Origin of the sequence: Microcystis sp. CS-574 (genome assembly GCF_028329095.1) — a bacterium.
GTDB classification, from domain to species: domain Bacteria; phylum Cyanobacteriota; class Cyanobacteriia; order Cyanobacteriales; family Microcystaceae; genus Microcystis; species Microcystis ichthyoblabe_A.
The window spans coordinates 1-17,510 of record NZ_JAQMSY010000180.1; the positions used below are offsets into that span (position 1 = coordinate 1).

19 protein-coding genes and 2 pseudogenes are annotated in these 17,510 nt (G+C 42.0%); 11 read left to right on the forward strand and 10 right to left on the reverse strand.

Going from position 1 to position 17,510, the window contains the following annotated elements; translation table 11 throughout:
- The 4 genes and pseudogenes from PN470_RS14460 to PN470_RS14480 all read right to left on the reverse strand — a co-directional run.
- Window positions 1-354, reverse strand: a pseudogene (locus PN470_RS14460) (transposase); the annotation flags it as partial.
- Window positions 355-544: 190 nt separating this feature from the next.
- Window positions 545-916 (reverse strand): transposase, encoded by a 372-nt coding sequence (locus PN470_RS14470; protein WP_238142305.1) that lies wholly within the window; start codon window positions 914-916, stop codon window positions 545-547.
- Complete coding sequence (locus tag PN470_RS14475; protein ID WP_202861570.1) at window positions 909-1,184, reverse strand: transposase; 276 nt, start codon at window positions 1,182-1,184, stop codon at window positions 909-911. The genes PN470_RS14470 and PN470_RS14475 overlap by 8 nt, the downstream gene beginning before the upstream one ends.
- 217 nt (window positions 1,185-1,401) lie before the next feature.
- Window positions 1,402-2,268 carry an alpha/beta fold hydrolase gene (locus PN470_RS14480; RefSeq protein ID WP_272104726.1) on the reverse strand — a complete coding sequence of 289 codons (867 nt, stop codon included), beginning with the start codon at window positions 2,266-2,268 and terminating at the stop codon, window positions 1,402-1,404.
- A 292-nt stretch (window positions 2,269-2,560) separates the two neighbouring features.
- Here PN470_RS14480 and PN470_RS14485 point away from each other — a divergent pair, with 292 nt between their 5' ends.
- The 6 genes from PN470_RS14485 to PN470_RS14510 all read left to right on the forward strand — a co-directional run bounded on the left by PN470_RS14485 (window position 2,561) and on the right by PN470_RS14510 (window position 8,300).
- The gene (locus tag PN470_RS14485) at window positions 2,561-3,541 is read left to right on the forward strand and encodes an ABC transporter ATP-binding protein (RefSeq protein ID WP_272104727.1); all 981 of its coding nucleotides are present in this window, start codon (window positions 2,561-2,563) and stop codon (window positions 3,539-3,541) included.
- A 111-nt stretch (window positions 3,542-3,652) separates the two neighbouring features.
- Complete coding sequence (locus PN470_RS14490) at window positions 3,653-4,594, forward strand: ABC transporter ATP-binding protein (protein WP_103111295.1); 942 nt, start codon at window positions 3,653-3,655, stop codon at window positions 4,592-4,594.
- Entirely contained in the window at window positions 4,584-5,414 is an 831-nt protein-coding gene (locus PN470_RS14495) for an ABC transporter permease (RefSeq protein ID WP_002733321.1), read from the forward strand. Before PN470_RS14490 ends, PN470_RS14495 begins: the two co-directional genes overlap by 11 nt.
- Window positions 5,415-5,416: 2 nt before the next feature.
- Window positions 5,417-6,943 (forward strand): GldG family protein, encoded by a 1,527-nt coding sequence (locus PN470_RS14500; protein ID WP_002775198.1) that lies wholly within the window; start codon window positions 5,417-5,419, stop codon window positions 6,941-6,943.
- Between the two features lie 48 nt (window positions 6,944-6,991).
- Window positions 6,992-7,612: a Uma2 family endonuclease gene (locus PN470_RS14505; RefSeq protein WP_002734167.1), complete on the forward strand. Its 621-nt coding sequence runs from the start codon at window positions 6,992-6,994 to the stop codon at window positions 7,610-7,612.
- Between the two features lie 112 nt (window positions 7,613-7,724).
- Window positions 7,725-8,300, forward strand: a complete 576-nt coding sequence (locus tag PN470_RS14510) for a Uma2 family endonuclease (protein WP_002775202.1) — start codon at window positions 7,725-7,727, stop codon at window positions 8,298-8,300.
- 276 nt (window positions 8,301-8,576) lie between these two features.
- Here the strand turns inward: PN470_RS14510 and PN470_RS14515 are convergent.
- A pseudogene (locus PN470_RS14515) lies at window positions 8,577-9,209 on the reverse strand (PEP-CTERM sorting domain-containing protein).
- A gap of 214 nt (window positions 9,210-9,423) precedes the next feature.
- Here PN470_RS14515 and PN470_RS14520 point away from each other — a divergent pair.
- Complete coding sequence (locus PN470_RS14520; RefSeq protein ID WP_002732954.1) at window positions 9,424-10,311, forward strand: lipid kinase; 888 nt, start codon at window positions 9,424-9,426, stop codon at window positions 10,309-10,311.
- Window positions 10,312-10,313: 2 nt separating this feature from the next.
- Here PN470_RS14520 and PN470_RS14525 read toward each other — a convergent pair whose 3' ends face one another.
- Window positions 10,314-11,369 (reverse strand): amino acid ABC transporter substrate-binding protein, encoded by a 1,056-nt coding sequence (locus PN470_RS14525; protein WP_024970446.1) that lies wholly within the window; start codon window positions 11,367-11,369, stop codon window positions 10,314-10,316.
- Window positions 11,370-11,405: 36 nt separating this feature from the next.
- Window positions 11,406-12,146, reverse strand: coding sequence for a TIGR00297 family protein (locus PN470_RS14530; protein WP_002731915.1), 741 nt, complete (start codon window positions 12,144-12,146; stop codon window positions 11,406-11,408).
- Window positions 12,147-12,190: 44 nt separating this feature from the next.
- Here PN470_RS14530 and PN470_RS14535 point away from each other — a divergent pair, with 44 nt between their 5' ends.
- Entirely contained in the window at window positions 12,191-12,895 is a 705-nt protein-coding gene (locus tag PN470_RS14535) for a cytochrome b/b6 domain-containing protein (RefSeq protein ID WP_271938469.1), read from the forward strand.
- A 14-nt stretch (window positions 12,896-12,909) separates the two neighbouring features.
- Here the strand turns inward: PN470_RS14535 and PN470_RS14540 are convergent, their stop codons facing one another.
- The 3 genes from PN470_RS14540 to PN470_RS14550 form a co-directional block, all read right to left on the reverse strand.
- A complete protein-coding gene (locus tag PN470_RS14540) occupies window positions 12,910-13,149 on the reverse strand; it encodes a 2Fe-2S iron-sulfur cluster-binding protein (protein ID WP_002775208.1) in 240 nt (79 codons plus the stop codon).
- Between the two features lie 9 nt (window positions 13,150-13,158).
- The gene (cobQ, locus tag PN470_RS14545; protein WP_272104728.1) at window positions 13,159-14,634 is read right to left on the reverse strand and encodes a cobyric acid synthase CobQ; all 1,476 of its coding nucleotides are present in this window, start codon (window positions 14,632-14,634) and stop codon (window positions 13,159-13,161) included.
- 171 nt (window positions 14,635-14,805) lie between these two features.
- Window positions 14,806-15,207: an Npun_F0494 family protein gene (locus tag PN470_RS14550; RefSeq protein WP_180995434.1), complete on the reverse strand. Its 402-nt coding sequence runs from the start codon at window positions 15,205-15,207 to the stop codon at window positions 14,806-14,808.
- Window positions 15,208-15,322: 115 nt separating this feature from the next.
- On the opposite strand from PN470_RS14550, the gene PN470_RS14555 reads away from it, so the two are divergent.
- From PN470_RS14555 to PN470_RS14565, 3 genes are all read left to right on the forward strand, one after another.
- Window positions 15,323-15,625, forward strand: coding sequence for a hypothetical protein (locus PN470_RS14555; protein ID WP_103111290.1), 303 nt, complete (start codon window positions 15,323-15,325; stop codon window positions 15,623-15,625).
- A 55-nt stretch (window positions 15,626-15,680) separates the two neighbouring features.
- The gene (locus PN470_RS14560; RefSeq protein ID WP_016514922.1) at window positions 15,681-16,136 is read left to right on the forward strand and encodes a (2Fe-2S) ferredoxin domain-containing protein; all 456 of its coding nucleotides are present in this window, start codon (window positions 15,681-15,683) and stop codon (window positions 16,134-16,136) included.
- 304 nt (window positions 16,137-16,440) lie between these two features.
- Entirely contained in the window at window positions 16,441-17,124 is a 684-nt protein-coding gene (locus PN470_RS14565; RefSeq protein ID WP_103111289.1) for a response regulator transcription factor, read from the forward strand.
- Window positions 17,125-17,510: the final 386 nt, after the last annotated feature.

Consider the following 17,510-nt stretch of genomic DNA (forward strand, 5'->3'; position numbering starts at 1 on the left):
AGAAAAAGTGCTGTTTTTCCATTTCAGACATAAAAAAGCCCAAAAAACCTGCCTCAACAGGTTAGAAAGATTTATGACTAAAAAAGTAATAGCAATCGCTGAAAAGGAAGTATGAGGAAGTTTAGCCATCACTTTACCTAAACTAAATCTTCTTTTCCCTTGTCCAAATTTGCCCTCTATACAATTCCGAATCCTCTCATCATCAGTAGCTTGTTTCTTTTGTTCTTTACTGACATTTTTGGCTGGTCTTCCTAATGGGGGACTACTGATTCTGATTCCCCTTTCTTTACACCAAGCTCGGTTTTCTCTGGTTCGATAAATTTTGTCCAGATGAACTGATTCTGGATAGTATCCTGTATAGAATCCATTTGGTATCTTAGGATACAGCTAATCGTCCTAGTAGAAGTCGAAGAAAACAGAGATGAATTTTAGTAGTGGAGTGTTCTAACGTGCGCTCAAAATTTTTGACTAAAGATTGGCAGCATTCCATCCAAGAATTACTTCTTTCAATCACCCATCGAGTTTTTACAGGTACGAATCCTGATCAACCCTTCTCCGCTTTTTCGGTTTTTGACAGCTTTGGAGACAGTTCAAACTGAATTTTAGTCATTATCTCTGGATAGACCTTAACCAACTCTTTCTCTATTTTGTCAGGATGATAACCATTATCTAGAAAAATAGTCGTCTTAGGCAGTTTCGACGGTTTTAACTTGAAATAGTCAATACCTCGAGTTAACAACTCAATCAATCCTTGGTCATCAGATAGGTTAGCGGAAGTACAATGAGCGCAAAAGGGAAAACCAAGACTATCCGTCGCTAGATGACGTTTAATTCCATTGGTGCACTTATAGAAACAAAATCCTTTCGTCTCAACACTCACATTACAGGTATTTTTGACGGCTTGAGAATCAATCATAATTAGAGTCGTCCACAAGTTTTTTTTCTTGTTGTCGTAACTTGCGATGTAATTCTTCCGTTATTTTTTGGATGATTCCCTGACTTCTCCACTGTTTATAATGCCAGAACACGGTGGAGGAGTAGGGAGGGAAATCTTTCGGGAGGTCCCGCCAATTCCAGCCATTTTTGAGTCGATAGAAAATCCCCTCTAAAATCTGTCGTTTTGTCCCTTTCGGGGGGGGCCAGTCAATTTCTTCTTTGGCAATAGCGATTCTACGATAGACCACTCTTTATTCGTCATACTACTTGAGTACATTTTGGCTTACTCCAAAGTATCGATTTTTGGGGACGACTAGACGGTGGGGCATTCACTGACGGGGTTCAGACCAAAGTATTGCCGTTAAATAGGCTACAGACTCTCTTCCCTGCAACCTAATAATGGACAAGGTTTTCGCTTCACCTTTTCAGCCTAGCATCTACATTATAAAAGATACCAAATCAGTTCTATAAGCTTTTCACCCAATCACTAATCAACTGGTTAACCTCTGTGGGAATTTCATCGTGGGGACAATGACCGGCAGTTAGATAATATTCTGTGAGAGAAGGATAGTATTGACGGAATTTGGCCCCGCGTTCCCTAGTATTCATCCAAGGATCCCCCTCACCCCATAACATCAACAGGGGACAACTTAACTTTTGCAGGAGAATATCCACATTTTCCCCCCGGGGAGATTTAAACACAGAAGCAAAAACTTTGGCTGCTCCCGCATCCAGGGAAGGACGACGGATATCTTCTATTAACTGCTCGGTAATGGCACTGCGATCGAGATATACTTTCTCTAGGGTTTTACGGATAGTTTTGGGTTGACGGGTATAGAGAAATAAGAGATAACTGGCTTGGGGTTGCAGCAAGATCGATCGCAGTAATTTTTGTGCTAAATTAGGCTGACGATTGCTTTCTGTATCGCTAAAGGGACCGGCGCTATTGAGGAGAATTAATCCCCGAACATTCTCAGAGTGATTAGCAGCCACACAGAGAGAAGCGTAACCCCCCAGAGAATTACCCGCTAAAACCGTCGGTTGGCCCACAACTTCCTTGATAAAATCATTTAATTGTTGCTGCCAAAGATTGCCACTATAGACAAGATCCGGTTTAGCTGATCTACCAAATCCTAACAGATCGATCGCCCATACTTCCCATTCTGAGGCCAAACCTTGCACATTTTTTCGCCAATGGTCGGTGGAAGCGCCAAAACCGTGGACTAATAGTAAAGGGGGTTTTCCCGCAACTCTAGTACCCGCTTGCACATAGTGTATCGAATTTCCTTGCCATTGCCAATTTTGCTTTATCGTCAGAGCAGCTGTATTCATCTGGTGTTTTGTTAAGTAATGTTAATAATTCTTAGTCTAACCGATTGAGAAACTGGAGACAAAGCTAGAGATTTTTGACCAAACCCCTTGACCAAAAACGGAACTTGACATATACTTACATACATAATGGGAATCCGTGCCTGCCTGCGAACCCTTCATTTTTGGGCAAATAACCCTAAAAAACACTCTCAAAAAAATCTTGAGCGGGATTAATCTCCTAGTATGGGTGGCTAACCCTAGATAATTACTCCTGAATAACAGGGACAGTTTTTTGCTAATTCTGATAACAGCTATGAAGATTTTGACGATTTTACAGGGATTAATCGACAAAAATCCCTTAACTGAGGCGGATCTAGAAGAATTACTAGCGATCGAATCCTTAAATTTTCAGCAGACTAACCCTCTCATCCTACAGGAAAGGGCAGAACTATTAACGATTCTCTGGCCGCGAGTCTGGCAAAAATGTCAGGAGTTAGGGATAAATCAGCCAAATCAGATTTTGATCAGCTGTTGGCGCTTCTGGATTCCCTGGGCGCTAGAGCTACGCAGCCACGCAAAACCGTTGATTCAAGGCATTTTGGCTCCCCAAGGCACGGGAAAGACCACTCTAACATCCATAATGTCGATTATTTTAGCCTATTTTGATTTAAAAGTAAATAATCTCTCTTTAGATGATATTTATAAGACCTATAATGAGCGAATAAAATTGCGTCAAAAGGATGAAAGATTGCGCTGGCGTGGTCCACCGGGTACTCATGATATAGCATTAGGAATTAAAGTTTTAGAACAGGTTTGTCAGCAAGAAAGTCCGATTTTAATCCCGCGGTTTGACAAGTCCCTGCATCGAGGACAAGGAGATAGAATTGCAGCGGAACAAGTGGAACGAGTTGATGTTCTTTTTTTCGAGGGTTGGTTTGTGGGCATGAATCCAGTAGAAGAAACAGTCTTTGATCATGCCCCCGATCCGATTAATAGCGAGGAAGACCGACAATTCGCCAGGGATAATAATCAAAGATTGCGAGAATATCTACCCCTCTGGTCAAAAATCGATCGCTTACTGATTCTTTATCCCCTTGACTACCGTTACAGTTTACAATGGCGACAGGCGGCCGAAACAAAAGGAGGTATGACCCCATCAGAAATCGAGGAATTTGTCAAGTATTTTTGGAAAAGTTTACATCCGCAATTATTTCTGCCCCCCCTGCTCAAACAAGCGGATATAGTGGTAGAAATTAATCGCGATCATAGTCTGGGAAAAATCAGTTATCAGTGAGCAGTAATCAGTAATCAGTGAAAAGAAAGCTCCGAACTTGTCACTTAACACTATTGACTGAAAACTCACATCTGGTAACTGATAACTGATAACTGATAACTGATAAAGCTTATGATTGAAGTGGAACATCTGAGTAAAATTTATGGTTCGACCACGGCAATTAGTGACGTGGATTTTACCGTAGAAAAAGGAGAAATACTCGGTTTCTTGGGACCGAATGGAGCGGGAAAAACCACAACTATGAGGATTTTATCTGGGTATATTCCTGCCACGACAGGAACAGCAAGGATAGCAGGATACGATGTGCATCAACAATCCTTAGAAGTGCGTCGTCGCATTGGTTATCTTCCTGAAAATCCTCCCTTATATCCAGAGATGACCGTGGAAAGTTTTCTTGATTTTGTGGCACGGATTAAAGGCATCTCATCGGGGGATAGAAAAGCGCGGGTAGATTTAGTTTTAGGCAAATGTCAGTTACTAGAAAAAAGAAAAGTTATTATCCGCAAGTTATCCAAGGGTTATAAACAGCGTGTGGGAATTGCCCAAGCGATTGTACACGATCCACCGGTAATTATTTTAGATGAACCGACAGTAGGATTGGATCCGAAACAGATTATCGAGGTAAGAAATCTGATTAAAAGTTTAGCGGGAGAACATACAATTATTCTCTCCACTCATATTTTACCAGAAGTGAGTATTACCTGCGATCGAGCGACAATTATTAATCGGGGTCGCATCGTAGCCAATAATATTACTACCGCTACCCCTGCTGGTTCCAGTTATGAAATTGAGATCGAAGGTGATAGGGATTCCCTGCTAGAAATCCTTCAACAACTGCCGCAAGTCGAGCAAGCAGCAAAAGTCGGCGATAACCTGCTCAAAATTGTTGGTCAAGCGGGGACAAACCTAGGGGCAGAACTTGCTAGAATAGTTGTCAACAATGGTTATAACCTATTAGAAATGCGTCGCACGCGTAAAACCCTAGAAGATATCTTTCTGGAAGTAATCGGCAGCGGGGAAAGTAACCACCAAGAGGAGAGGCATGATCAATAATATCTGGGCGATTTTTCGCAAGGAATTTCAAAGCTATTTTACCGCCGCCAATGCCTATATCATTATGGGGATATTTTGGTTAGTGGCGGGATTTTTCTTTAACTCCCTTCTCTACGGCATTATTCTCGATATTGGTATTCAGGAACAATCGGGATTTCTAGTAGCCAGAGATACGGTATCTGAATTTCTGACCACTTTCATCGGCATTATCTTATCCTCTTTATTGTTGGTAATTTTGCCAGCCCTGTCTATGGGATTATACGCAGAGGAAAAAAAACAGGGAACCCTAGAACTTTTAGCCACTTCCCCCCTGACTAATTGGAGTATAGCCATCGGTAAATTATTGGGAGTGCTGGCCTTTTTTACCGTGATGATTACCCCCCTCTGGATTTACGAAATAGTAGTTTTTAGTAGCGCAGTTCCCCCGGTGAATATAGCCAGTGTTTTAATGGCTCATCTAGGATTAATTTTACTGGCAGCGGCCATCCTAGCCATCGGGATGTTTATATCTTCCCTCACCAATAGTTCTATTCTTGCTTACATCATCACCTTTATCACCATCTTATTTATCTGGATACTGGATGTAATTGCTAACAATGCCGAAACCTTCTTTCGAGATCGCATTGGAGGAGAAGTGGGAGAACAGATCGGATTTTTCTTGAAAGAATTGCTCTCCCATCTATCTTGGTATCAACCCTTTAACAATTTCGTGCGGGGAATTTTTGACAGTAGTAGTTTAGTCATCCTCCTCAGTTATATTCTGCTGGGAATCTTCCTAACTACTCAAGCGATCGAAGCAGACCGTTATCAAAGAAACTAACTATGAGATCCTGGCAAAAATACGGTAAATTTCTCTATATACCCGCCCTCTTTCTGGCTAGTGCCGGCTTAACCGTGGGGTTAATCTCCGGTCAATGGTCATCCCTCTCTCTGGGGTTATTAATTGCCGGGGCTATTCTGTTTCTAGGGTGGCTGTTGTTATTAGTAATCACTTCCAAAGACTTTTGGCAAAAAAGAAGTACCCGCACTGGCACTCAAACCCTCATTACTACTATTATTTTCCTCGGTGTTATCGGTTTAATTAACTTTCTCGCCCTCCGTTATCCCTATCGAGTTGATTTAACCGAAAACCAAATCTTTAGTTTATCCCCCCAAACCGAAAGACTATTAACCAATCTGTCAAAACCAATCAAAGTCTGGATTTTTTCAACCCGGGGAATCAGTGGCAACGAACAGGAACTTTTAGCCAATTATCAACGCAAAAATCCCCAATTTCAGTACGAGATAGTTAACCCGGAGAAAAAACCCAATATCGCTCAGGAATTCAAAAAACTAGCCGATGATAATTTGTCCAGAGTCTATCTACAGTATGGTGACAAAAAACAGCCTCTGAAAACTATTAGTGAAGAGGAAAGTCTCACGGAAGCGAAACTGAGTAACGCCATCGAAACCGCTAAAACCGATCGCACTTTAACCGCTTACTTTCTGCAAGGTCATGGAGAAAATGCCATCAAAGAGCCTCAAGGTGGATTAGTGCAAGCAGTCAATAGTTTAGAAGCAAAAGGTTATCAAGTAAAACCACTTAATCTAGTGGAACGTTCCACCATTCCCAATAATGCCGATGTCATTATTATTGCCAGTCCCAAAAGAAAAATATTTCCCCAGGAAGTCACCGCGTTAAAAAACTATCTTGAGCAAGGGGGCAAAATTTTATTAATGATTGACCCTCAAACCGAAACCGGATTAGAACCCTTATTAACCTCTTGGGGTGTGAAACTAGATAATCGGATTATTATTGATGCTTCTGGTGCCGGGGAAATCATCGGTTTAGGTCCGGCTAGTCCCATTATTACCAATTACGGTAATCATCCCATTACCCGGGATTTTGCTAACGGTATTTCTATCTTTCCCTTTGCTCGTCCCATCGCTACCGTCCCCGTGGAAGGAATTGAAGCCGTATCTTTAATGATTACTAATGATAAAATGTGGGCTGAGAGTGATTTAAATGATCAGAATCTCCAGTTTAACCCTGAAAAAGATTTAGCTGGCCCCTTTGATCTAGGAGTTGCTCTGACTGGAAAAAAAGGTAAATTAATCGTGATTGGTAATGCCAGCTTTGCCAGCGATGGACTGTTTGAACAACAGTTAAACGGAGATATATTTTTAAATTCTGTGCAGTGGTTAGCCAGTGGTGAAACAGCCACCTTATCTATCCGAGCTAAGGAACCAGAAAATAGAAGAATCAATTTAAATCCCCTGCAAGCTAACGCTATTTTTTGGATAGCGATGGTAGTAATGCCTTTAGTAGGATTTACCCTAGCTGGATTGACTTGGTGGCAACGTCGTTAATCGAGTTAGAATCTAGAAAAATCATCTCTCTTATTTACCCTAACTGCCATGACCACAACCCAAACTATCCCCCAATTGTTGACTTTTGATGACTATATCAATCAATATCCCGATGATGGACAACAATACGAATTAATCGCAGGAAAATTATTGGCTATGATGCGACCGATCGGAAAACACGAAGAAATTGGCGGATTTGTTTCTGGAACCCTATTCTTAGAGATAAATCGGCAGCAATTACCCTATTTTATCCCCAATACGGCCGCAGTAAAACCCCTTCGCCCCCATACAGGTTATCTACCCGATATTATTGTCTTAGACAGAGAAAATCTAGTTAATGATCCCTATTGGGAAACCGCTTCCTCAATTTCTTTGGCAACATCAGCTAAATTAATTATCGAAATTGTCAGTTCCAATTGGCGAGATGATTATCTGAAAAAATTCGACGACTACGAACAATTAGGAATTGCCGAATATTGGATTATCGATTATTTAGCCAAAGGTTCGGCCCGATATATCGGCAGCCCCAAAGAACCCACCATTTCTATCTATCAATTAATCGATGGAGAATATCAAGGTAATTTATTTAAACAGGATCAACGTCTTATTTCAGGGGTTTTTCCAGAGTTAAACCTCACGGCTAATCAAATTTTTCGTGCTAGAGCTTAAAGAAAAACCCGTATTTTTAGATTGGACTTATGGCAAAAATCAAAAATTGTCCTGAGAGTAAGGAGTCAGGAGCTTATAATAGAAAACAACTCAAGAGCGGAGAAATCAATTAATGTTTGCCACAATAGAAGATAAACAAGCTCTTTCCCTCGAAGTATTTCTTGCCCTTCCAGAAACTAAGCCTGCTAGGGAATATTATCATGGAATTGTCACTCAAAAACCTATGCCCAAAGGAAAACACAGCATCTTACAATTTGAGTTAGCCTCTGCCATTAATCAACAGACTAGACCTCAAAAATTAGCTTATGCTCTACCTGAATTGCGTTGTACTTTTGCAGAACGTTCAATTGTGCCAGATATTGCGGTGATTCGTTGGGAGAATTTGCCAAGAGATCTAGATGAAGAAATGGCCGATCAATTTTTACGTTATCCCGATTGGATTATTGAAATTATGTCTCCTGAACAATCTGTTACCTTAGGGATGGAAAAGATTATTTTCTGTTTACAACAAGGAACAGAATTAGGTTGGTTGATTGATCCTTCAGCAAAGTCAGTCACCGTTTTTCAAACAGGATTACCGAAAGTACATATTGCAACTGAAGGAAATAATGAGCCTTTAGCAGTGATTAAAGGTTTAGAACGTTGGTCAATATCAGCAGTGGATATTTTTGCTTGGCTAAAGGTTTAATTTGTTCTGTCAGCATCGTTTGGTTTATCAGTTTATTCCAGAAGAGTAAAGTTGTCAAAGTTATAGGGATGTGGACTTATTTTTTAATTATTTTATACTGGTAGCATTAATGATTGATTTGGATTGTAAAAATTAGGAACATGAAAAGCTTGTGGTATAAGACTTTTGCCTTCCGCAAAGCGGTATAAATACCCTCAAGATAACATAAAAATATGATATAAATGCCCCTACTCAATTGACTGAATAAAGGGGCATTTATGGTATTTTAGAAACAATTTAGCCCACTTTTGTGGTTTCTTTTTCGGTGGATTGGGAGGGTTTTAGTTTGCGTTTCAGGGTTGAAGCTGCACCGAGAGCGAGGAGGCTGAGGGTTGAGGTGGGTTCGGGAACTGGTTGGACACCCAAAAGTTCGCCATCAAAAGTAACTTCGCTGGCAAAGACCCAGGCAGTGCGCCGATTTAGAGTAAGTTGTAGGGAACTACCACTAAAATTTAATCCTGAAAAAGTATAGGATGTTGGCGCTGCAGTAGGAGGATCAGTAAGAGATCCCGAATTATAATTAGAGCCACCCATACTTAATAATATACTTTGCGGTACGGAAACAGCACCAAAACCATTTGCGTCATCCACATATAAAGTAACTGCGTTTATATTTACTGTGCCAGCAAAGTTAAAAGTAATGACAGGATTCCGGTTTTCCTAACCAACATAAGGTCTTGTACCGTCTGCAACTTCTACATCATTCCAGTTTTGTGTAGGAATTATGCCATCAGTTAGATATCCAACTCCTCCACTGAGAGGAGCATAATTTACCGACGTGTTTCCAGTACCATTATATTTCTTGTCCCAGTATTTAGAGCCGCCTCCATTGGCTCTCTTAGGTTTGGTGGGTAAAATGTATTCTAAGATACAGTCCTGCTGGCGAGCGAGTGGAAGGAACCACAGAAACACAGAGGACACAAAGATTGATCGCTTCTATAGTAAGTTAAACTGGTCGCAACGCGCTCGCTACGCGAGATCACACAAAGAATAAGAGAGCCGCACTTTTTGAGGAGAAAAAAGTCTAAAAGCCTTATCCAACTTGGTTTATCTTCAGATATTGATGCTACTGAGAAACTTACCTATGACTAAAAGAGCTTTACTACTAATCAATCGTCACTCGCGCAAGGGTAAAGAAAACTTTGCTCAAACTGTTGATCTGCTCAATCATTGGGATTTTGAAATTATCAGCGTCCCTTTGAAAAAGGTAGAAGATATACCTTTTTTGCTGGAAAAATATCGCTCTAGTATTGATTTAGTTATCGTCGGTGGTGGCGATGGGACTCTTAATGCTATGGCGGATGTGTTGGTAGAAACTCAACTGCCCCTAGGCATTATACCTCTGGGAACCGCTAATGATTTAGCCCGGACTTTAGGGATACCGAATTCTATTGCCGAAGCCTGTCGAATTATTGCCGAAGGTAATTTAAAATATATCGATCTAGGTTGGGTAAATAATAAATACTTTTTCAACGTGGCTAGTTTAGGATTAAGTGTGAAAATTACCCAGAAACTGAGCAAGGGTTTAAAGCGACGTTTGGGAATTTTGGCCTATGCTTGGACAGCCCTACAGGTATTAAGTAAAACCCGTCCTTTTACCGCTATGATCGGTATTGATGGAGAAAATATCAAAGTTAAAACCCTACAAATAGCGATCGGAAATGGTCGTTATTATGGGGGAGGAATGCCGATCGCTTACGATGCCCAAATCGACGATCAAAGGTTAGATTTATATAGCCTAGAAATTGAACACTGGTGGCAAATTTTCCCGCTTTTGTGGACATTACCGCGAGGACAACAGGGTTTATTATCTTGGGTGAGAACTCTTAACGGTAAAGAAATTCAAATTGAGACTCGTAAACCCCATAGTATCAACACCGATGGCGAAATTACTAGCACTACTCCCGCCATATTTCGGGTTATTCCAGCAGCCATAGGGGTCTATATTCCCCGCCAGAAAACACAATCTTAAAATTAACGAAAAGGAGGAGAATACAATAAACCGCCCTTTGTCCAAAGATTATTTAAACCTCGATCGAGTTGCAGGGGTTTACCGATTTCACGATCATAAATTTCACCGTAATTACCCACCTGTTTTAAGACTCTTTGGGCAAAATCATTGGGTAAACCCATATCTTCGCCTAATTTCTCATCAATACCCAAAAAGCGCCGAATACTGGGGTCTTTGCTATCGGCAAAAGTGGCAATATTTTGGGAGTTAATCCCGAATTCTTCCCCTTGAATTAAACTAAAAACGATCGAGCGGACGGCATTCGACCAAGCGGGATCACCATCGGCCACGGCCGGGGCCAAGGGTTCCTTCGATATTACCACTTCTAATAATTGATGATCCTGCGGTCGGGGAAAAACCGAGCGCCGGGCCACCAATTGGGAGCGATCGGAGGTGACAGCCTGACAGCGCCCCGCCTGATAAGCTGTATATAAAGCCTCCACATCATCGGAAACGATCGGTTTATAACCTTGCACTGCCGCTTTTGCCATGGCATCGGCCAGATTTTGTTCCGTGGTGGTTCCCGATAGCACACAAATGGACTTTCCGCTCAAATCTTCTAATTTCTTAATATTACTGGCTTTCGTGGCCATAATTCCTTGACCATCATAGAAAACCGGGGTGATAAACTCCATCCCCAGAGCGGTATCCCGGTTAATCGTCCAGGTGGTGTTGCGACTGAGAATGTCCACTTCTCCCGTCTGTACAGCAGTAAATCTCTCTTGGGGACTAAGTTTACGATATTCGACTTTGGCGGGATCATCAAAGAGAGCCGCCGCAATGGCTCGGCAAATTTGCACATCTAAGCCCGAATATTCGCCTTTTTCATTAACAAAGCTAAACCCCGGCACTTCTCCGTTAATGCCACAAATTAACTTACCGCGATTTTTCACCGTTTGCAAGCGGTCAGCACTGGGACTATTTGCAGTGTTAGAACTAGAATTCGGTTGATTTTCCGTCCCACAGGCAGTAATTAGCAGTAACAGCAGGGACAATGCACAAAAACGCCACTTTAGCATAGATATTCTCTGAAAAATTTTTTTAGTCACTTAACTTTAGCGGAAAGACCAGAGCAAGCTTAACATTATAGCCACGATCGCACCGATAACCGTATTGATCACATTGACTAATTCATTAGTTAACCACAGAAAGCGGGTTTGTAGGGTAGCTCCGATGAGACTTTCGATATTGGTGGCGATAAAGGCTGCAATTACACACCATAACACACCAAGAAGATCGATCGCACCGATAGTCCATGCTAACAGGGAAATCGCCGTGGCTGCCAGCAAACCGGCGAGCGTTCCTTCCAAACTAACAGCACCTTCTGTTCCCCGGGGGACGGATTTAAAATTAGTGATTAGATAAGTAGTTTTACCGTAAGCTTTACCCACCTCACTGGCAGTAGTATCGGCTAATTTAGTGCTAAAACTAGCCACATAAGCGAGTATTAACAGGTAATCCCAGGGAGAAGCGGCAAAAAGACTGAGGATAGCGCAAATTGCCCCTGCTAAAGCGGAACCCCAGACATTTTCTGGACCGCGTACCCCCGCTCTTTTTTCGGCGATTCCCTCCGCTTCCTTGCGCGCTAAACCGATGCGGGTGACAGTAGAACCGACGAGGAAATAGAATAAAACAATCAGATAACCGCGCCATCCCAAGCTTCCCCAGACAATTACCCCTAAAACCCAAGCATGGAGATAACCCATCCGAGTTAAGAGCTTTTTTGGGGCAATTGCAGCGATTCCGAGGAGGATGGTATTGAGAAGAACAGCGACGAGCCAAGGATTAGTTAACATAGTATCTGGCCAAGTTTATATACCCTATTGTATCGATCGAGTTTATGAAAACTAATCAACCTTATCAACCTCTTTTACTGCGAATTCTGCACGGATTCACGGGAATTGTCCTCATTGCCGCCATGGTTACGGCCTATTGGACTTATGATACTTTTGACGGTCGTTGGTTGAAACTGCCCCTACCAGAATATCAAGAAATTGAAAGTATTCATGGTACTTTTGGCCTCTATACTCTGATTATCTTTCCCGTTTTTGCTATCTATGCTTTTCGTCGCGGCAACAAAAGATTAATTCAAAGTGATTCTCTTAACAAATTAACCCAATTTGGTAAGCCGATTTGGTGGTACAGTCTCCATCGTTTAGTCAATACTTTAATTCTTTTTGCCCTAACTTTTGCTTTGTATAGTGGCCGGATGATGGATTCCAAATGGCTACCGGAAGGGGAATTAAATCACTTTTGGTATTATGCCCATTTGCTCAGTTGGTTAATTATGGCAGTAGGTCTGGTGCTGCACCTGCTCATGACTGCTAAAGTGGGAGGAGTTCCCCTGTTATTGTCTATCCTTAAATGGGGTTTTCGTGAACAAGATAATCCGAAATTATGGTTATCTCAATTACGTCAATGGGGGTTAAGTTTGCGTCTAGCTAATAGTTTTCAGTGGCTACAATCTCTTAACTTATATAAAGTCTTAGAAATTGTTGTTTTATTGGCTATTATAGCGGCTTGGATTGTTCCCAAGTTTGACTAGATCTAAGGGAGCAACTACCAGAGCGGATCGGAGTATAAATGAACGGTTAAAGAATCTCGATCGCCCGGGATACCAGTAATACAACTACAAATTTGAGTACCATCATCTAATTCTACTTCACAGGCGTGACAGGAACCCATTAAACAGCCAGTAGGAATGTCAATTCCTGCTTTTTTGGCTACATCTAATAATAGTTCTCCCGTTTCCGCTTCTATGATGATATCATCGGGTAAAAAACGCACTGCAATAGTCATAATTTCTCCTTACAAATGAGCAAAAATAGGTTTAAGACTTAAATGTTCTTCCAATAAATTAGCCATATTATCTAGGGTTATTTCTCTTTGTTCACTATAGTTAGCAATTCCCGTAGGCAAAGATAATAAACCGCGACGCTGACGCAGATGATTTAGCCAATTTCTTCGCCAAGAACCATTATCAAAGATACCATGTAAATAACAGCCCCAAATTGAGAGAGAATCACTGACAATTCCTAGACTAGCATCTTCCTCGAACATTTTTTGATAACCTGATTCACTTTCCCATTCGCTTATTCCCTGGTGAATTTCGTATCCTGTTACTGGTAAACCACCTTGGGGATAATTGGATAAAACTTGTCGTTGACGGGTAATTTTTTCGGCAGTAATTACCGTTTTTAACGGCAGTAAATTTAAGCCAGCTGCCTCACTATCGGGACCTTCTCGATGGTCAGGATCCAGGATTAATCGCCCTAACATTTGCAAACCACCACAGATGCCAAAGATAATACCTCCCTTTTGGTGATAGGCTTGTAATTGATTAGCCATACCACTTTGATTAAGAGCAATTAAATCAGCGACAGTGGTTTTAGAACCGGGGATAATTACCCCATCGGGATCACCTAAAGATTCCTGTAATTCTAGATAACGTAGATTAACTGTTGCTTCACCACAGAGAGGGTCAAAATCCGTAAAATTAGCGATATGAGGCAGACGAATGACACTGATATTTAGTTCAGCTTTGGGTTTTTGGGCGGGGCGATCGAGTAAACTGAGAGAATCCTCGGCACTTAAAAAGATATCACTATAGGGAAGAACTCCCAACACGGGAATTTTTGTATAATCTTCTAGCCAAGTAATCCCCGAATCTAAGAGAGATTTTTGTCCGCGAAATTTATTGATCACAATACCTTTAATTAAAGCTCTTTCCTCCGGTTCTAATAATTCTAACGTACCGACGACGTGAGCAAAAGCTCCCCCGCGATCAATATCCACCACTAAAATAGTAGCGGCATCGAGATATTTAGCCACCCGCATATTAGTTAAATCGCGATGTTTGAGATTTATTTCTGCCGGACTTCCCGCACCTTCACAGACAACTAGATCAAATTCTGCCGATAATTTGGCTAAAGATTCTTTAATTGCTTGCCAACCTTGGTCAAAATAATTCTGATAATAATCCGCTGCCGTGGTGACACCAACAGCCTTACCTTTAATAATCACCTGAGAGGTCATATTTCCCTGGGGTTTTAATAAAATTGGGTTCATTTCTACCCGGGGAACTGTCCCCGCAGCCCATGCTTGCACCGCCTGGGCGTGACCCATTTCTTCCCCTCCGGCGGTAACATAGGCATTAAGAGCCATATTCTGACCTTTAAAGGGTGTTACCTGCCAACCTTTCCGGTTGAATAAACGACATAAAGCGGCAGTTAAAAAAGATTTACCCGCGTGGGAAGTCGTCCCCACTACCATAATTGCTTTCATCTAGTTTTTTTAATTGAGCATTTTCAGTGAACAGTAATCGGTAAACAGTAATCAGTTGATACTAAATCCGTTGAGTATATGCTACTTATAAGGACAGGCACTCATGCAAGAGGCTAATAACTGAAAACTCACATCTGATAACTGATAACTGATAACTGACTCCCAACAGCATTAAAAAGAAAACCAACGTTGCAGAGTATTTAAAAATCTTTGCCAGAAAGTGGGTTGAGGGAAAAAGTCCCCTTGGGGTTGCCATTTTTCTATTAATTTCCTCCCCAAAGGAGTGAGACGAAAACTATCGGTTATCCCCTGTCCATCTACTTCGCGTCGCAAAATTCCCACTTTAATCAACCAGAGAAGATAGCTTTCCACTGCTGCTTCCGTCAGCAGTCTGGAAGTATAACCTTTCTCTAAACCCCCAGCACCCGGAATGCTCAAAAGTGATACACTTTGCTCCAGCATAGCGGCGAATAGGGTGACACGGAAAGGAGAACAACAGAGGGCGCGTTGGGCCCTAGTGATGGTAGCATCAGAATAATTGATGGCGGTAACGGTGGCAGTCGATAGGCTCATAGATTCCAGTCGTCTAGCTATTGATAAACTCATTGTTACATTAATTTCGCCCCAACCCCTGTCAACCCCAATCATCGATAGAATAGGGATGAAGTGTTAAGTAGCTTGAGTGTTTATGCAGTCTCCCGAACCGTTCGATACTAAATATACCCCAGAGGAAGTGGAAGTGGAAATCGAAACCGACGATTTTCCCCCCGTTGATACCCCGGTTAGTTTCGCTGCCACCCTCGAAAAAGTGAAAACTTGGTACGGCAGCCTGTCCACACCAGCACAGGTAGTCGTGGCAGTGGCGGGGGTTTTTGTGACTTTTTCGATTTTAACGGCGATTTTACGGCTAGTTAGCGCAGTTTTAAGTGCTTTAATCCTTGCCGCTATCTTTTATCTCATCTATCGTTACATCCTCAAACCGAAATTTTAGTCGGCTATGCACATTTTCTGTTCAATGTCAAGGGTTTAATTGATAAAAAAAATTTATGGAAAAAACAGACACCAGAGATATCTTGGGGGAAAATGTGGCTAAGTTGGGACTAGCCCAGATCCAGCGTCATCTATTTCTCTGCTGCGATCAGACTAAGCCAAAATGTTGTGACAAGGAAGAAGGGTTAGAAGTGTGGGATTATTTAAAGAAGCGGTTAAGTGAATTACAACTCGATCGCCCTAGCACCGACCGTCCGGGCTGTATTTTTCGCACTAAAGCCAACTGTTTGCGGGTTTGCAGCCAAGGCCCGATTTTATTAGTGTACCCGGAAGGAGTCTGGTATGGAAGGGTCAACAAGGAAGCGATCGAAAGAATTATCCAAGAACACCTAATCGGTAATCAAATCGTCACTGAATATGCTTTCCTTTGCCACGATTTACCGGCAATTTCCCTGAACTGTCCAGAAGAAGAACCCGAAACAATAGAGGAAAACAGCGTTAAAACTAGCTGAAACACAATTAATTAGGGTTTGCGGCAAAAAGTTTTTCGTGGGGGCAGGGTGTGGGGTGTGGGGTGTGGGGTGTAGGGTTTTACCGATTTTGAGGGAGTCAATTACCTAATTTTTAGGGAAAAAGTCCCAGAATTTTCCCCCCAATCACTCCAATGGTCGGCACTTTTTGAGAGAAAAAAAGTCTAAAAACCTTGTTGGATAAGGTTTTTAGATTTATTCAGGAAACCCTAACTACCTTTTGCCTCTTGCCTGTCGATCCTTTGTCCGTCTCCATTCCCCCAACCCTGCAGCCCGGAAAATAGCGATGAAAGAGACCAACAAAGACAACAAACAACTTTTATTAATCGACGATGACCCAAATTTAATACTTTTGGTGAAGGATTATCTAGAGTTTCGTGGTTATAGGGTGACAACCGCAGAAAACGGTCCCGAGGCCCTGGCAATCCTTGAACGCGGGGCAAATGCTGCCAAAGCAAGGGAAATGCCCGATATGATTATCTGTGATCTGATGATGCCGGAAATGGACGGTTATGCCTTCCTCGAAACAATTCGTCGGGACATTCGTTTTAGTGGCCTTCCCGTGATCTTTCTCTCCCCTAAGGGTCAAAGTCAGGACAAGGTAACAGGTTTAACCGCCGGGGCCGATTTTTATATGGTCAAACCCTTTGAACCGGAAGAATTAGTGGCCCTGGTGGAGTCTTCCCTCAAACAAGCGGGCCAGTTGCCGAAACGCAGCACCCGCATCCATTCCCCGGATGTCACCCCTGTTCAGGTTCCGGGTAATGTGGAATTAACCCCAACGGAGTTAAAAGTAGTACAATTGGTCGCCCAGGGACTGGCTAATCGGGAAATCGCCGCAAAACTCAATGTTAGTCAACGGACAATCGAAAGTCATGTGTCGAATATGCTTCATAAAACCGGTCTTCATAATCGCACGGAATTGACCCAATGGGCGATCGAAAGTAATATCATTTTTCTTTATTCCTAGCAGGTATCCTAGACTAAGGGACTTGCGTGGTAATAATATCCCAATCGATCGGAGGGCGCAAGCTTTGCGCCCCTACAGTAACGGATTTTGTCCACAATGTAGGGGCGAACTGCGTTCGCCCAAAAGGTACATTATCAAAGCGCAAGTCCCTAAATCCTGTTTAAGAAGTGTGGGGAGTGGGGAGAGGATGGCTAAGGGTAATTAACCATCTTTGCCATCTGAAGATTACATTAGAACTCTTGCAAATTAATTATATGTTATAATGACGGGTTAACTAATTTTCCCCAAAAAATTAGTTAATCAGTACATTCGTCCTGAATGAAAACTTGAAGTTTAACTTTTAACTCAAAACTCTTTAGAGCTGCTTTAATTTGGTTATCAAAACC

Coding starts and splice junctions, on each gene's coding strand:
- PN470_RS14470 (WP_238142305.1), bottom strand. CDS start 916: ATGATTGATTCTCAAGCCGTCAAAAATACCTGTAATGTGAGTGTTGAG.
- PN470_RS14480 (WP_272104726.1), bottom strand. CDS start 2,268: ATGAATACAGCTGCTCTGACGATAAAGCAAAATTGGCAATGGCAAGGA.
- PN470_RS14485 (WP_272104727.1), top strand. CDS start 2,561: ATGAAGATTTTGACGATTTTACAGGGATTAATCGACAAAAATCCCTTA.
- PN470_RS14490 (WP_103111295.1), top strand. CDS start 3,653: ATGATTGAAGTGGAACATCTGAGTAAAATTTATGGTTCGACCACGGCA.
- PN470_RS14495 (WP_002733321.1), top strand. CDS start 4,584: ATGATCAATAATATCTGGGCGATTTTTCGCAAGGAATTTCAAAGCTAT.
- PN470_RS14500 (WP_002775198.1), top strand. CDS start 5,417: ATGAGATCCTGGCAAAAATACGGTAAATTTCTCTATATACCCGCCCTC.
- PN470_RS14505 (WP_002734167.1), top strand. CDS start 6,992: ATGACCACAACCCAAACTATCCCCCAATTGTTGACTTTTGATGACTAT.
- PN470_RS14510 (WP_002775202.1), top strand. CDS start 7,725: ATGTTTGCCACAATAGAAGATAAACAAGCTCTTTCCCTCGAAGTATTT.
- PN470_RS14520 (WP_002732954.1), top strand. CDS start 9,424: ATGACTAAAAGAGCTTTACTACTAATCAATCGTCACTCGCGCAAGGGT.
- PN470_RS14525 (WP_024970446.1), bottom strand. CDS start 11,369: ATGCTAAAGTGGCGTTTTTGTGCATTGTCCCTGCTGTTACTGCTAATT.
- PN470_RS14530 (WP_002731915.1), bottom strand. CDS start 12,146: ATGTTAACTAATCCTTGGCTCGTCGCTGTTCTTCTCAATACCATCCTC.
- PN470_RS14535 (WP_271938469.1), top strand. CDS start 12,191: ATGAAAACTAATCAACCTTATCAACCTCTTTTACTGCGAATTCTGCAC.
- PN470_RS14540 (WP_002775208.1), bottom strand. CDS start 13,149: ATGACTATTGCAGTGCGTTTTTTACCCGATGATATCATCATAGAAGCG.
- cobQ (WP_272104728.1), bottom strand. CDS start 14,634: ATGAAAGCAATTATGGTAGTGGGGACGACTTCCCACGCGGGTAAATCT.
- PN470_RS14550 (WP_180995434.1), bottom strand. CDS start 15,207: ATGAGCCTATCGACTGCCACCGTTACCGCCATCAATTATTCTGATGCT.
- PN470_RS14555 (WP_103111290.1), top strand. CDS start 15,323: ATGCAGTCTCCCGAACCGTTCGATACTAAATATACCCCAGAGGAAGTG.
- PN470_RS14560 (WP_016514922.1), top strand. CDS start 15,681: ATGGAAAAAACAGACACCAGAGATATCTTGGGGGAAAATGTGGCTAAG.
- PN470_RS14565 (WP_103111289.1), top strand. CDS start 16,441: ATGAAAGAGACCAACAAAGACAACAAACAACTTTTATTAATCGACGAT.